Source organism: Cupriavidus sp. 05L411 (genome assembly GCF_056398045.1).
In genome coordinates this window covers 72,166-87,319 of record NZ_JBFTOQ010000005.1, presented here as the reverse complement: position 1 = coordinate 87,319, position 15,154 = coordinate 72,166, and the positions used below count along the sequence as shown (strand labels likewise).

The 15,154-nt window shown below is 66.6% G+C and carries 10 protein-coding genes; 2 read left to right on the top strand and 8 right to left on the bottom strand.

Annotated features, from left to right (window positions below; genetic code table 11):
* Nucleotides 1–91: 91 nt before the first annotated feature.
* On the top strand, nt 92–2,155 hold the full coding sequence (locus tag AC1DQR_RS07360; RefSeq protein ID WP_477132808.1) for an NAD(+) synthase: 2,064 nt from the start codon (nt 92–94) through the stop codon (nt 2,153–2,155).
* 121 nt (nt 2,156–2,276) lie between these two features.
* Here AC1DQR_RS07360 and AC1DQR_RS07355 read toward each other — a convergent pair whose 3' ends face one another.
* Nucleotides 2,277–3,158, bottom strand: coding sequence for a LysR family transcriptional regulator (locus tag AC1DQR_RS07355; protein WP_416053359.1), 882 nt, complete (start codon nt 3,156–3,158; stop codon nt 2,277–2,279).
* 215 nt (nt 3,159–3,373) lie between these two features.
* Between AC1DQR_RS07355 and AC1DQR_RS07350 the strand changes: the two genes are divergently transcribed.
* Nucleotides 3,374–4,621, top strand: coding sequence for an MFS transporter (locus AC1DQR_RS07350; protein WP_477132807.1), 1,248 nt, complete (start codon nt 3,374–3,376; stop codon nt 4,619–4,621).
* 243 nt (nt 4,622–4,864) lie between these two features.
* Here AC1DQR_RS07350 and AC1DQR_RS07345 read toward each other — a convergent pair whose 3' ends face one another.
* From AC1DQR_RS07345 to AC1DQR_RS07315, 7 genes are all read right to left on the bottom strand, one after another.
* Complete coding sequence (locus AC1DQR_RS07345) at nt 4,865–6,346, bottom strand: carboxylesterase family protein (RefSeq protein ID WP_416051623.1); 1,482 nt, start codon at nt 6,344–6,346, stop codon at nt 4,865–4,867.
* Nucleotides 6,347–6,350: 4 nt separating this feature from the next.
* Complete coding sequence (locus AC1DQR_RS07340) at nt 6,351–7,643, bottom strand: MFS transporter (RefSeq protein WP_477132806.1); 1,293 nt, start codon at nt 7,641–7,643, stop codon at nt 6,351–6,353.
* A gap of 18 nt (nt 7,644–7,661) precedes the next feature.
* Nucleotides 7,662–8,807, bottom strand: a complete 1,146-nt coding sequence (locus AC1DQR_RS07335; RefSeq protein ID WP_477132805.1) for a porin — start codon at nt 8,805–8,807, stop codon at nt 7,662–7,664.
* Between the two features lie 326 nt (nt 8,808–9,133).
* A complete protein-coding gene (locus tag AC1DQR_RS07330; protein WP_477132804.1) occupies nt 9,134–10,150 on the bottom strand; it encodes a LysR family transcriptional regulator in 1,017 nt (338 codons plus the stop codon).
* A gap of 29 nt (nt 10,151–10,179) precedes the next feature.
* A complete protein-coding gene (locus AC1DQR_RS07325; protein WP_416051627.1) occupies nt 10,180–11,559 on the bottom strand; it encodes an MFS transporter in 1,380 nt (459 codons plus the stop codon).
* Nucleotides 11,560–11,945: 386 nt separating this feature from the next.
* Complete coding sequence (locus AC1DQR_RS07320; RefSeq protein WP_416051628.1) at nt 11,946–13,517, bottom strand: benzoate-CoA ligase family protein; 1,572 nt, start codon at nt 13,515–13,517, stop codon at nt 11,946–11,948.
* Nucleotides 13,518–13,599: 82 nt separating this feature from the next.
* Nucleotides 13,600–15,144, bottom strand: a complete 1,545-nt coding sequence (locus AC1DQR_RS07315) for a 3,4-dehydroadipyl-CoA semialdehyde dehydrogenase (protein ID WP_477132803.1) — start codon at nt 15,142–15,144, stop codon at nt 13,600–13,602.
* Between the last annotated feature and the right edge of the window lie 10 nt (nt 15,145–15,154).

The following is a 15,154-nucleotide window of genomic DNA, read 5'->3' as shown; positions in this document are numbered from 1 at the left end:
CGTCGTAGAATTGCGCCATATACCGCACAACCTACTTTCCCGCCCGGCTTGCGCCGCAAGCGCTGCACCGCGCAGTGCAAGGATGATTGACATGACTGACACGAAGAACCCGTTCCTCAACATCTACGCCCATGGCTTTGCCCGCGTGGCCGTGGGCGTGCCGGTGTGCCGCGTGGCCGATCCGGCCTTCAATGCCGCCGAAACGATCGCGCTGGCCAGGGATGCCGCCAGCCAGGGGGCGGCGCTGGTGGCCTTTCCGGAGCTGGGCTTGTCCGCCTATACCTGCGACGACCTGTTCCATCAGCGCGCCTTGCTTGACGCCTGCGAGGCGGCCCTTGCCGCCATCGTCGACGCGTCGAAGTCGATTGCCGCGACGCTGGTGGTGGGGCTGCCGCTGCGGGTCGAGCATCAACTGTTCAACTGCGCGGCAGTGGTAGCCGGCGGGCGCATCCTTGGCGTGGTCCCCAAGACTTACCTGCCGAACTACGGGGAGTTCTACGAGGCGCGCCAGTTCAGTTCGGCCGATAGCGCGGTAGCCACCGAGGTGCCGCTTTGCGGCAGCAAGGTGCCCTTTGGCGCCGGCCTGCTGTTCGAGGCGCAAGACGTGCCGTTCTTGCGCTTCCATGTGGAGATCTGCGAGGACGTGTGGGTGCCGATTCCGCCGTCGTCGTTCGCGGCGCTGGCGGGCGCGACCGTGCTGGTGAACCTGTCGGCCTCCAACATCGTGGTCGGCAAGGCCGGCTACCGGCATCAGCTGGTCAGCCAGCAGTCGGCGCGCTGCCTGGCGGCGTACCTGTACAGCTCGGCGGGCAAGGGCGAGTCGTCCACCGACCTGGCGTGGGACGGGCAGGCGCTGATCTACGAGAACGGCGAGCTGCTGGCGGAGTCCGAGCGCTTTGCGGACAGCTCGCACCTGACCTTTGCGGATGTCGACCTCGAGCGCCTGTCGCGCGAGCGCATGCACCAGACCACGTTCGGCCACTCGGTGCGGCGCCACGGCGCGGAGGTGGCGAAGTTCAAGGTGATCCCCTTCGCCATGAACCTGGCGCTGGACAAGCCATTGCCGCTGCGCAGGACGGTGGAGCGGTTCCCCTACGTGCCGTCCGACGCCCGGCGGCGCGACGAGCGCTGCAGCGAGGTCTACAACATCCAGGTGCAGGCGCTGGTCCAGCGGCTGTCGTCCAGCGGCATCTCCAAGGTGGTGATCGGCGTCTCCGGCGGGCTGGATTCCACGCACGCGCTGCTGGTGTGCGCCAAGGCCATGGATCGGCTGAAGCTGCCGCGCACCAACATCATCGGCATCACCATGCCAGGCTTTGCCACCAGCGAGCGCACGCTGCTCCAGGCGCGCAAGCTGATGGAGGTGGTGGGCTGCGTGGCCAAGGAGATCGACATCCGGCCAAGCTGCGTCGAAATGCTCAAGGACCTCGAGCACCCCTATGCATCCGGCAAGCCTGTGTACGACGTCACGTTCGAGAACGTACAGGCGGGCGAGCGCACCAACCATCTGTTCCGCTTCGCCAATCACAGCCATGCCATCGTGATCGGCACCGGCGACCTGAGCGAGCTGGCCCTGGGCTGGTGCACGTATGGCGTGGGCGACCACATGTCGCATTACAACGTGAACGGCAGCGTGCCCAAGACGCTGATCTCGCACCTGGTCCGCTGGGTGGCGGAGACCGGGCAGATCGGCAATGCCGGCTCGGACGTGCTGCTCGACGTGCTTGGCACGGAGATCAGCCCGGAACTGGTGCCGGGAGACTCCGCCGACGCGCCCCAGCAAAAGACCGAAAATTTCATCGGTCCGTATGAGCTGCAGGATTTCAACCTGTACTACACGCTGCGGTTCGGCTTCACGCCGACCAAGATCGCCTTTCTTGCCCTGAGCGCATGGGGCGAGCGCGACAAGGGCAACTGGCCTGACGGGCTGGACGTGGTGCGCAATGTGTACAAGGTGGCCGACATCAAGCGCAATCTGCGCATCTTCCTCGACCGTTTTTTCCGGACCAGCCAGTTCAAGCGCTCGTGCGTGCCCAACGGGCCCAAGGTGGGGTCGGGTGGCTCGCTGTCGCCGCGCGGAGACTGGCGGGCACCGAGCGATTCGGAGTCCGTGGTGTGGATGAAGGACCTGGACCGGGTACCGGACGAGATCTGACGGGGCCGGGGTGGCTCCGGGCTCTGGGCTTTGGCTATCGCGCGAAGCGGCCCGGCAGGTCGATGCCGAGCACCTCGATCTTGAGCCTGCCGCCCGGCGGCAGCTTGCGCTCCGCCAGGATTCAGCCTGCCATGGTCGCCGGCACGCATTGCCGCATCGTCTCCACAAAGCGGCGCAGCTTGGCGGGATAAAAGCTCGCATAGGGATAGATCAGGTACATCGGCAGCGAGGATGCCTGCCACTCGGGCACCAGGTGCAGCAGCCGCCCCTGTGCAATATCCTCGGCCATCAGCCAGGCCGACGCCACGGCCACGCCCAGTCCCAGCGCTGCCGCGCTGCGCAACGCATACAGGCTGTCGGTGCCCATGCGCGGGCGGAACGTCAGCCGCTGGCTCTCGCCTGTCACCGCATGGGTCAGCGTCACCTCGTTGCGATAGAAGGTGCGCAGGGAAAGCCAGGGCAGCATGGCTAGCTCGTTCGGGTGCGAGGGCATCGCCAAGCCATCCAGCACGGCAGGCGCGGCAACGACAATGCGGGGCACCTCGGCAAGCCGGATCGCCACCACCGACGGGTCGCTCACCTCGCCAACGTGGATGGCGCAGTCGATGCCGTCGGCAATGAACTCCGGTGTCCGGTCATACAACAGCCACTCCACCGTCACTCGCGAGTGACGGCGCAGGAACTCCGCCAGCGGCCCCACCAGCTGCTGCTGCCCGAAGGCATGCGGCACCACGACCCGCAGCGTGCCTTCGGGCTCGTCACCGGCGCCGCGCAGGTCCGCTTCGAAAGCCTCCCATCCCGCTACCAGCTCCTTGGCGCGCCCAAAGCAGCGCTCGCCATCCTCGGTGAGCTTCATCGCATGAGTCGAGCGCTGCAGCAGGCGCAGGCCAAGCGAGCGCTCCAGGCTTTGCAGGCGGCGGCTGATGGTGGGCTGGGTGGTGCCTAGTTGCGCGGCCGCCGCCGACAGGCTGCCGGCCTCGACGATCCGCACGAAGGTCTGCATCAGCTCGACGCGGTCGGCGGAAGGCGTGGAGGAGGTGACCGGAGCCACTGGTGCGACTGGAGCGACTGGGGCGGAGGGCTGGGTTTTCATGGTTTCCGGCATGGCGGCTGTTGGTCATGCGTCTGGCGTATAGCCATTGTGCGAAGTGTAGTACTACCACGTGCCATGGGCCACCGGCAAACTCCAGCCATGTTTTCCAACTGAGGGTTAACGCAATGTCTTCCATTCAAGCCGTACCTACCACCGCTGCCGCGCGCACAGCGCACACGGCGGATTCCCCTGCCACCGGCCTGCCCGCACGGCTGGTCCTGCTGCTTGCCGCGGGCGCTGGCCTGGCGGTGGYGTCGCTGTACTACAGCCAGCCCATGCTCGGCGTGCTGGGCCCGGACATCGGGGCGTCCGATGCGGCGGTCGGCCTGGTGCCCACGCTCACGCARCTCGGTTATGCGCTGGGCATCCTGCTGTTGGCCCCGCTGGGCGACCGCTATGACCGCCGGCGCATCATCCTGGCCAAGGCTGCCGTGCTCAGCGTCGCGCTGCTGGCCAGCGGCGCCGCCTCCGGCATCGGGCTGCTGCTGGCCACCAGCCTGGCGATCGGGCTGGCCGCGACGATGGCGCAAGACATCGTGCCGGCCGCCGCCACGCTGGCGCCCGAGTCGCACCGGGGCAAGGTCGTCGGCACCGTGATGACCGGGCTGCTGCTCGGCATCCTGCTCTCGCGCGTGCTCAGCGGGTTTGTGGCCGAGCACTTCGGCTGGCGCATCATGTTCGTGATCGCAGCGGCCAGCATTGCGCTGATCGGCGTGGTGGCCGCGCGCGGCCTGCCGCGCTTCAAGCCCACCACCCATCTTGCGTACAGCGCGCTGCTGGGCTCGCTCGGCAAGCTGTGGCAGAAGCACGGCGCGCTGCGCCGGGCGACCCTGTCGCAGGGGCTGCTGTCGGTTGGCTTCAGCGCATTCTGGTCGACCCTGGCCGTGATGCTCCACGGCGCGCCGTTCCACCTGGGCAGCGCGGCTGCCGGCGCATTCGGCCTGGCCGGTGCCGCCGGCGCGCTCGCCGCACCGCTGGCCGGCCGCCTGGCAGACCGCAAGGGCCCGGAGCTCGTCACCCGCCTGGGCATCGCGCTGACCGCGATCTCGTTCGCCGGGATGCTGCTCTCGCCGCTGCTCGCACCGCACGCACGGCTGTGGCTGATTGGCGCCAGCGCGCTGGGCTTTGACCTTGGTGTGCAAGTGACGCTGGTCGCGCACCAGACCATCGTCTACGGCATCGAGCCTGGCGCCCGCAGCCGCCTCAATGCGGTGCTGTTTGTCGGCATGTTCGTAGGGATGGCGGCCGGCGCCGCGCTGGGCAGCGTGCTGCTGGCGCGCTGGGGCTGGATGGCGGTGACGCTGTTGTCGACCGCGACGGCCATCGGGGCCCTGGTGGTGCGGATGTGGCCGGGGGCACGGCTGGCCCGGTGATGGCATCCGTGGCTTGACTTGACGACTCTCGACTCTCCTGCCGGAGCGCAAAGGAGCCCCGCCTGCCTGGGAAAGGGCATGGCGGGGCGAAGGTACGGTGCTAGGGGCCAGTCACGTACAGGGATGAGTCTGGGACCAGGAGAGGGCTGCGAATGTCTGCCGCCACACAGAGCGGGGCGGGTGTTGCCGGCCGGAGACGAGGTTGTCACCGGTTCTCGGACGGATCGCTACTCATGGCTGGCACTAAGTGGCAAGCAAAGGATGCCACGGCTGCCAGGAGAGGCCGGCATCCTCGATCTCCGCGATGCCCGGCTCGGCGACATCGAAGGGCTGCCACGCAGCGCCAGGCAACGTGGCTGGCTTGCCCGTCGTGGCAAAGCTGGATATGGCCAGGCGGAAGGCGGCGCCCACGTTCTCGAATATCTCCTCAGGGATATTTGCAATCATGGGCGCATCAAGCCAGTTGCCGCGGTTCCCGAACAGGAAGGGCAGTTCCAGGCAATGCGGGCTCATGAGGTTTGGCACGCGGCTCTGCACGCTGAACCGGTACGGATAGACCGGTTTGGCCGCGCTGGCGAGAGCGCTGGAGATCTCGCGCGCCGCGGCACCGAACAGGCCGTATCCGCTTGCATCGACCAACTGGGTGTACGGCGTGTGGGCAGGGCGCGCGGCGGCAAAGGCCGCGTAGTGTTCCATTGCGGCCGCCCCGAATTTGTTCTCGAACCAAGCCATGACCTGCTGCGCCGAGGCTTCCACCACCTCGGGCGCCGCCGCCATGAAGGCGGTACTCTCGTCAGCCGTAAAGCCGAGCAGGGACGCTGACACGTGCGCTTGCCTGGCCGCGCGCGGCAGGTCGAAGAGCCAGTCGGGGACAAGGCCTTCTTCTGCCACCGGCCGGAAGCCGACCGAGACTTCACCGAAACTGGCGCGCGAGCGCATCAACTGGCTCTGCGCGGCAAGGATCTCATTGACCGACAACGCGCCGATGTCTTGCGCGCCTGCGGCGTCGAGCAACGCGCGGCTCGTGCGATACGCGTCGTCCGGCGACAGTGGCGGCAGGGCTGGCAGGCTGAACATGGCGTTGCGATGGAGCAGCCCCTTCGATGCAGGGCTGACGCCAAGCAACCAGGCGTAGTAGGCCCCGGCCGACTGGCCGCCCACCGTGACGCGCGCCGGATCGCCGCCAAACCGGCCGATATGCTCCTGCACCCACTCCAGGGCGCGAATCAGGTCGCGAACGGCGCGATTGGCGCCGCGCGCATCGCTGGCATCGGTGAAATGGCCCAGCGCGCCAAGCCGGTAGTTGACCGTTGCCACCACCATCCCGCTTTCCCTGGCCAAGCGTTCGCCGTCATACCAGGCAGCGGTGCCACCGCCGGTGAGAAAACCGCCACCATGAATAAACACCAACACTGGCCGGCGCTCCGCATCCCGCGGCGCCCACACATTGAGGAGGAATGCGTCTTCGGATTGCGGGTTGCGGTCGATGCCGTTGCCCATGACCGTAGCCAGGCGCGAAGGGGCTTGCGGAAAGACCGCGCCGAGCGCGGTGGCATCGCGTTCGCCGGTCCATGCGGACGGTGGCATCACTTCGGATAGCCGGCTCCCAGGATGGGCTCGCTCGCCATAAGGCACCCCGCGAAATGCAAAGACGCCATCGGACGCCTCGCCACGGATGGCGCCGATGGACAAGGACACCACAACGGATTTCTCTTTGACAGGCATTGGATCAGACTCCAGGTTCACGCAACTTGCGGATAAGGAACGGTACGATCACGGCGCACACCAGCACCGCGGCGCTGACAGCGGCGATGATCTCGGGCAGCCCCACGCCGGACTTGATCAATAGCCCGACAGAGCCCGCGCCGACGGAACGTATCTGCGTGGGGTAGGCTGCAACCGCGACGGCGTTGAGCACGACGATGGGCCCGCTGATCAGGAAGCCCGAGCAGAACACGGCGATGGCGTACCCTGCCGTGGCATCGGGCGCGGCGATCAGAAGCGGGCTGGCGGCACCGATCAGCAAGGCGATCCCGACGAAACGCAACGGCGCGACGCGCCGGATGGCGAAGGCGCCGACCACCGCGCCGACCAGGCCGCCAAACTGGAACAGGGAGGCCGTTCTGGAAGCCATGGCAACGCTTTCCCCGGTACTCTTGATCAAGGTCGGGAGCCAGCTCGCGATGACATAGAAGCTGCCCAGTATCAGGAGCATCAGCAGCCAGAGCAGCACCGTGGTTGACCGGTACTGCGTACTGAAGAGCTGCGCCACGCTGCCCTTGGTGATCTCGGCCGGCTGCGCGGGGGCCTTGAACAACGCTGCGCCAGGCTGGGGCGCGCCCAGCTTGGCCAGAGCGGCGCATACCCGGCCCGAACCGGCCCCGATCTGCACCAGGAATGCTGGTGATTCGGGCAAGAGAGCAAGGATGGCGGGAACGAGCAGCAGCGGCCCGATGCCTCCGAGGAGAAACAGCCCCTGCCAGCCGATGCCATCGATCAGGTGCCCCGTCAGGAAGCCCGCCGCGGCAGAACCGAACAGGAATCCGCAGAACACGCCGGAGAGCGCCGATGCGCGCCGGCGGGCGGGCAGCAATTCCGCCAGCAGTGCGGCAACGGCGGGCATCGCCACACCGACGCCCACGCCGGTCAGGCATCGCCATGCCACCAGCTGGAATAGCGACGCGCTGAACGCAGAGGCGAGGGTGGCTAGCGCAAACGCGAGCGTGCCGGCCACAAGCACAGGCTTTCGTCCTCGTGTGTCAGCAACGCTTCCCGCGGTCACATAGCCGAGCAGCAGCCCGAACATGCCCGCTGCGATGGCAGCGGAAATCTCGGCAGGCTTCGCGCTGAAGTGCGTAGCGATCTGCGGCGCAATGAATCCAATGATGGCCGCATCGAAGCCCTCGAGCGCAACCACGGCAAAGCAGATGGCGATGATGCGGCGGCGGTGTCGATTGGGCGGGATGTTGTCGATCACCGCGGAGATGTCCAGGGGATCGGCACGCAATGGGGGATTCTTCATGGTAGTCGCTCGTCCCGCTCAGAATGCGTGCTCGACAAAGAGCCCGGACAGTACTTGCTTGTTGCTGTCCGACGGGCCGGCAGCGCCGTTGATAAAGGCCTTGGCGTCCGCGGTGCCCCCCGCCTTCTGGAACGCGGCTTGCAGGTAGACATGGGTTCTCAGCGACAGCGCCTTGTCCAGTTTCAGCAGGACCTGATGCGCGTAGCGATCCTGCAGCGCCGCGTTGCCCTTCATGTACTGGTAGTGAAGGTTGATCGTGTAGCTATCGCCCACAGGCACTGTCGAGCCCGTGCCGAACGTGTCGATCGCGCCATTGGTGAGCGCGTTTCTCACGCGGGTGTAATACCCGGCAATCGTCGACTCGCCGATGTTCCACTTTGCCCCCAGCCCCATCGTCTGGAAGTGCGCGCGGCTGGTCGGCGTGCTGCTGTCCCTGAAATCCGTATAGGCGACGGCGGCGCCATAGCGCGGGGTTTCGTAGAGTGCGCCGAGGCTATAGGTGCTTCCGTCGTTGATCGAACTGGTGCGCTCGCCGAGGGCGTACATCGCGCCGAGCTTGAGCGGCCCGAACTGCTTGGTGTACTTGGCCGCGTTGGCCAGCGCTTCGCCGTTGGTCCGGTCGGCGTCGAACGAACCCACGCGAGCCGGGCTATAGACGCCGCCAAAATTGAGGAACGGCCCCTGCGGGCTGCCCCAGATGCCGCCGAACCACGAGCCGCTGAAGCCCGGGATCGTCAGGAAATCGAACATGAAGTCCCGCGTGTATCCCAGGGCGAGGTCGCCCAGCGAACCGCGCAGGCCAACGATTGCATTGGTGTTGAAGAGCTGCCCGACCGTCTGGCCGTTATCCGCAAAGAACCGGCCGGCCAGCCTGAAGTACGCCGCCATGTCCGGCGACAACGTCTCGGAACCGTTCATGGCGATGTAGTTGGGCCGGTACGGGCCGGAGTCGACGCCATAGCGGGAAGCCCCTCCGACATTCGACGTCACCGTGGGGCCCGCCGTTACCAGGCCGCTGAGAGCGACGCCGTCGGGCTGCGCGGCCGATCCATTGGCCGCCATGCCCAGCGCGGTTGTCGCCAGGCTTGCCAGGCAAAGCCGGCGCAGCTGAATTCGTGGAGATGCACTTCCCGTGATGGCAGACCTGCAGCCTTTCGTCCTCATTGTTTCCTCCTTTTGTGGTTTCGGTTGGAGCGCTCACGCTCAGCAGTACAAGGTGGCGATCTCTCTGATATCCGGCAACGACTTGCCGCGTGGGCGATGTCATTGGCCTGTGACCGATACCGATGGTAGAGCGAAGGTGGCGCGGCAAGGCATGACGAAATTGAGAAGCGTCATGCGTAGGTCGCATGGCCTGTGCCGGTGCTTCGAGGCAGGTGAATAAGCATGGCGGACGCGGGCCACGGCACGGGAACACGCGGTGACGCCAGCGCGGTGCGGACGGCTTTGAAGGGGTGTGTGATTGCCCGCGAATGGGGCAAGCCGCAGGCTCAGTGGCTGCCGGCGTCCCAGGAGGATTCGACGACGCGCCGCAGGCTGAGGATAAAGCTGCGCGTCTGCCGCGTGCTGGTCCGGTCGCGCCGCCAGATGGCCGATAGCGGACCAAGACTGAGGTTGAACGACAGCGGGAGGATGCAAACCTCGCCGCGCGCGGCCATGAAGCGTGCGGCACTTTCGGGGAGCTGCCACAGGAAGTGGCCGCGCGACATCAGTTCGCGCCCCAGTTCCAGCGAGAGCGCGCCCACGATTTCCGGCGCCGGGAGACCGGCTTCCCGGATTTCATGCACCAGCATTTCCCGAAGGATGCTTCCTGGTGGCGCGGAGATCCAGGGGTACTGGACGCACGTCGCGATATCGACATCCTGCCTGGCCAGCGGATGATCCGGAGCGCACGCAAGCACGATGCCGTCATGCACCAGCGCGGCGGTCCGGTAGGTTTCCGCGCTCTGGCTTCTCGGGGCGCGGCTGATGAGCAGGTCGATAGCGCCCGTATCCAGTTTCTCGATCAGCGCCTCGTGCGATCCGACTTCCACCGTGATCTCCACGCGCGGATTTGCCTGGCGGAACTGGAGAATGGCCTCCGCCAGCGGCCACCGGCTGAACATCGAGAAGCAGCCCAGGATCATGTTGCCGAGATCGCCCCTGGCGATGGCACCCAGATCCGCCTCGGCCTTGTGGAAGTCGCTCAGGAGCAAGGCCGCATGGCGGCACATCGCGGCTCCGAGCGCGGTGGCCATCATGCCCTTCGCGGATCGCTCGAACAGCTTCCCGGCAACGATCTCCTCGACCTCGGCAACCGCCCGCGAGAGCCCGGACTGCGTCATGTGCAATTGCTCGGCGGCCTTGGACAGGTTCCCAAGTTCCGCGACGGAGAGAATGATCTCCAGATGGCGCGTCCGAAGCTTTCCGCGAAATGGGGTCATCGTTTGTGGATTTGAATGAACTTTCGGGATGCGCCCGTCGACCGGGCAGGTCGGAGCGAACCGCGATCTTACCCGTAAGTGCATGCGTGGCGGCGCCTGCGCCGCACGCCCCTTTACGATGTTGTGTGTGACCCCGCCACCAGCGCGATGGGTGCTGCATGCCCCGTCTTGCCCTCGGCATGCTGCGCCGAAGCCGAGCGCCGATGATCGATCAGCAACACCGCCATCATCGCAATCACCGCCGGAATGGCGATGGCCACGAAATTTTGCTGCAGCGGCAGCGACATGCCCACCAGCGCGCCGATCACGATCGGCGCCAGGATGGCCCCGCTGCGCCCGATGCCCGACGCCCAGCCGATGCCGGTCGCGCGGACCGCCATCGGATAGAACTGCCCCACATAGGCGTAGGTGACGATCTGCGTGCCGATGGTCGAGGCGCCGGCCAGCGCCACCAGCACGAACAGCAGCGCGGTGGGCACGGGGTAGCCCAGCAGCGTGATCGATACCGCGGCCAGGGCGTACATGCCCACCAGCACGTACTTGATATTGAAACGGTCCGCCAGCCAGCCACCGCCGATGGCGCCGATCATGGCGCCGAAGTTCAGCACCAGCACGAAGGTGAGCGCCGAGCCCAGGCTATAGCCTGCGCCGGCCATCATCTTGGCCAGCCAGGAGCTGAGCGCGTAGACCATGAACAGGCACATGAAGAACGCTACCCAGAACATCACCGTGGAAAAGCCGCGTCCATCCTGGAACAGCTTGCCGATGGGCGCGTCGCCCGCTTTCTCGCCGGCGGGCAGCGCGAACTGGTCGCCGGGCTGGGGCTGGTAGCCTGGCTCCAGGCGCGAGGCGATGTGCTTGAGCGCGTCGATCTGGCCCGATTTGAGCAGGAAGGGCATCGACTCCGGCAAGGACTTCAGGATGACCGGGATCAGTAGTGCCGGCAGGCCAGCGGCGAGGAAGACCGATTGCCACCCGTAGCTTTCAATCATGCCTTTGCCCAGCAGCGCGGCCAGCATGCCGCCCACCGAGTAGCCGCTGAACATCAGCGTGACCATGGTCCCGCGAATCTTGCGCGGGGAGTATTCGGTCATCTGCGCCACCACGTTCGGCATGACGCCGCCGATGCCCAGGCCGGCCAGGAAGCGTGTCACGCTGAACGTCACGGGATCGCTGGTGAAGCCGGCCGCCGCGGTGAAGACGCTGAACAGCAGGATGCAGATGGCGATGGCGCGGCGCCGCCCGATACGGTCAGCCACCGTGCCCATGAAAATGGCGCCGAACATCATGCCGAACAGCGCGGCGCTGACCATGAAGCCGGCGCTGGTGGCGTCCACGCCCATGCCCCTCATGATCGACGGCAGCGCGATGCCGACCACGGCGAGGTCGTAGCCGTCGAAGATGATGATGAGGGCGCACCAGAGGAGGATCTGGGCGTGGAAGCGGTTGAAGCGGGCTTCGTCGGCTAGTTTGTGGATGTCGATGTGGGGCATGGGGTGTCTCCTTTTGGGGTTTTGTTTTTGTTTGGTGGGGTTGCTAAACGTCAAAGGCAAAGGCTTAAAGTCAAAGGCGGTTTCACCACCCCTGCGGGGCGGCGACCTACTTTCTTGTCTTGCCAAGAAAGTAGGCAAAGAAGGCGCGCYGGATGGGGCGACTACCCCCTCGGGCTTCGGCGAAAAGAGCGGCCGGGACCCAAACTCACATCGCCTTAAGGCGATGCTCAGACATGGCCCCCTCTTTTCCGCTCTTTTTGCCTGCCGACGAGGCGCCCCATACGGCCAGGTACACCTTCACGGCTCGCTTCGCATCGCTTGGGGGGCTCGCTTCGCATTGCTCTTTCTTTTTGCCGTTGGGCGCTGGCGTGCTCCTGCTTTGCTTGTCAGGCCGGCGCGCCTTCCATCTCGCGTAGCCTGAAGCGCTGGATCTTGCCGGTGGCTGTCTTCGGCAGCGCGTCCATGAACTCGATGATGCGCGGGTATTTGTATGGCGCCAGCCGTTCTTTGACGAAGGCTTTCAGCTCCGTCTCGCTGACCTGCGCGCCGGGTTTGAGTACCACGAAGGCCTTGGTCTTGGTGAGGCCGGCGTCGTCGGGCACGCCGATCACCGCGGCTTCGAGTACCGCGGGGTGCTGGGCCAGCGTGGCTTCCACCTCGAACGGGGAGACATAGATGCCGCTGACCTTGAGCATGTCGTCGCTGCGCCCGGCGTAGCTGTAGCTGCCGTCGGCGTTGCGCGCGTATTTGTCGCCGCTCTTGGTCCATCCGCCGCGAAAGGTCTCGCGTGATTTCTCCCGGTTGCCCCAGTACATCAGCGCTGCGCTCGGCCCCTGGATATAGAGGTCGCCCACATCGCCGTCGGGCACGGCGTGGCCGTCTTCGTCGCGCAGTTCCACCGCATAACCCGGTACCGGCCAGCCCGTGGTGCCGTAGCGAACCTGCCCGGGGCGGTTTGACAGGAAGATATGCAGCATCTCGGTCGAGCCGATGCCGTCGATGATTTCGCAGCCGAAATGCGTGGTGAAACGTTCGCCCAGGTCGGCGGGCAAGGCCTCGCCGGCGGAGGAGCACAGGCGCAGCGAGACCTGCTCGCGCGTGGGCAGCCCGGGCGCGGCGAGCATGCCCGCGTAGCCGGTCGGCGCGCCGAAGAACACGGTCGGCTGATAGTCCAGCCAGCGCCTGAACGTGGCCTCGGGGGTTGGCCGCTCGGCCATCAGCACCACGGTGGCGCCCACGCTCAGCGGGAAGGTCAGGGCATTGCCGAGCCCATAGGCAAAGTAGAGCTTGGCGGCCGAGAAGCAGATGTCGGCCTCGCCCAGTGACAGCACGGGCTTGGCATAGAGCTCCGCGGTCCAGTACGGGTTGCCCTGGCTGTGCAGCACGCCCTTGGGGCGTCCGGTGGAGCCTGACGAATAGAGCCAGAAGCCGGGATCGTCGGGGCCGGTGCTGGCCGGCGCGGCTAGCGGCGTGTTGCGGTCGATCCACGCATCGAGGGCGATCATGCCATCGGGCAGCGGACCGGCGGGCTGCGAGACGATCACGGTCCCGGCTTCGTGGCCGCCCTGGGCCATGGCCTGCTGCAGCACGGGCAGCAGCGCGCCCGATACCAGCACGGCCTGCGCGCGGCTGTGCTGCAGCATATAGGCGTAGTCATCGGCGGTGAGCAGCGTGTTGACCGCCACCGGCACGATGCCGGCATACATCGCACCGAGGAAGCACACCGGCCAGTCGTTGCCGTCGTGCATCAGCAGCAGTACGCGTTCTTCGCGGTGGATGCCGCTGGCCTGCAGCGCGGCGGCAACACGGCGGATGCGCTCGGCCAGTTCGCCGTAGCGCATCGTGCCGTGGTCGTCGATGTAGGCGGTCTTGCCGGGGCGCTGCGCGTTGCACGCGATCAGGTGCTGGGCGAAGTTGAACGGCGTGCCAGGTGGCTGGACTTGTGGTTCGGCTGTCATGCTTGTCTCCCCCTATCGATGGATCGATGGATCGATGTTTTGGTGGGTCTGCCGTGGCGGTGCTGGCGGTGCCGGTGGTCTTTTAAAGCTGCGCCAGCACGCTGGTGCTTGCCTGCACGGCACTGCGCCGGTGATAGAAATTCAGCGCGCGCAAGCCGCCCAGTTCTTCACCACCGCCTGCGCGGCCCGGGCCGCCGTGCAGCGATTGCGGCATGACGTTGCCGTGGCCGGTATGCAGCTGGGCAACTTCGGGTGAGATCACGTGGACGCGGCCATGGCTGTCGGCCAGTTCCACGGCGGCTTTGGCCAGCGCATCGGCATCGCTGCCGTAGAGCGATGCCACCAGCGAGCCCTGGCCCCGGCGCACGAGCGCCAGTGCGTGGGCGCTATCGCGGTAGGGCACCAGCGTGGCCACGGGGCCAAACACCTCGGTGTCGTGCACGCGATCGGCAGCGTCCGCATCGCGCGTACCCAGCAGCGTGGGCCCGACGCAGCAGGCCACGGCCGGATCGGCATCGATCAGCGCGTGCGTCGCGCCGTCGTGCAGCACCTCGGCCTGCGCTTGCAAGTAACCCAGCCCTTCGCGCACCGATGCGAGTTGCGCCCGGCTGACCAGCGCGCCCATGCGCACCGCTTCATGGCGGGGATTGCCCACTGTGATCTTGGCCAGCCGCGCGCCGATGGCGTCGGCGGCAGCGCCATACAGCGCCTCGGGCACGAAGATGCGGCGGATGGCCGTGCATTTTTGCCCGGACTTGACCGTCATCTCCCGCGCGGCTTCCCTGGCCAGCAGGTCGAACGCTTCGCTGCCGGCGGCTTCGCCGGGCAGCAGCAGGGCCGAGTTGACGCTGTCGGCCTCGATATTGACGCGCACCGAGCGCTGCGTCACCGCCGCATGCGAGCGGATCAGCGCGGCGGTCTGGGCCGAGCCGGTGAACGAGACCACATCGAACGGCTGCAGCTGGTCCAGCAATCCGGCCGCGCTGCCGCACACTACCGACAGTGCGCCGGGCGGCAACACGCCAGCTTCCACCACGTCCCTGACCATGCGCTGGGTCAGCCAGGCGGTGGCCGTCGCGGGCTTCACGATCACGGGCACGCCCGCCAGCAGTGCCGGCGCTGCCTTCTCCCACAAGCCCCAGCTCGGGAAGTTGAAGGCGTTGATCAATAGCGCCACGCCGCGCGTGGGCACCAGTACGTGCTGCGACTGGAACAGCGGGTCCTTGCCGAGCCGCGCGGCATCGCCGTCGATCAGGTAGCGCTGCTCTCCCAGCGCGTCGCCGAGCTTGGCATAGGTGCCAAGCGTGAAGATGCCGCCATCGATATCCACGGCGGAATCGTTGCGCACGGTGCCGCTGTTGGCGGTGGCGATCTCGTCATAGGCATCGCGGTTGGCCTGCAGGATCTTGACGACGGCGGCCAGCATGGCGGCGCGCTCGCGGTAGGTCATGGCGCGCAACGCGGCGCCGCCTTGCTCGCGCGCAAAGGCGAAGCCGTCGGCAAGGTCGAGCCCGGTGGCATCCACGCGTACCAGCGCATCGCCCAGTACAGGGTCGGACAGCGTCGCGCCGGCACCGGAGCCGGCTTGCCAGCGGCCGCCAAGATAGTTGGAAAGCAGTTCGGTCATGAAGGAAATC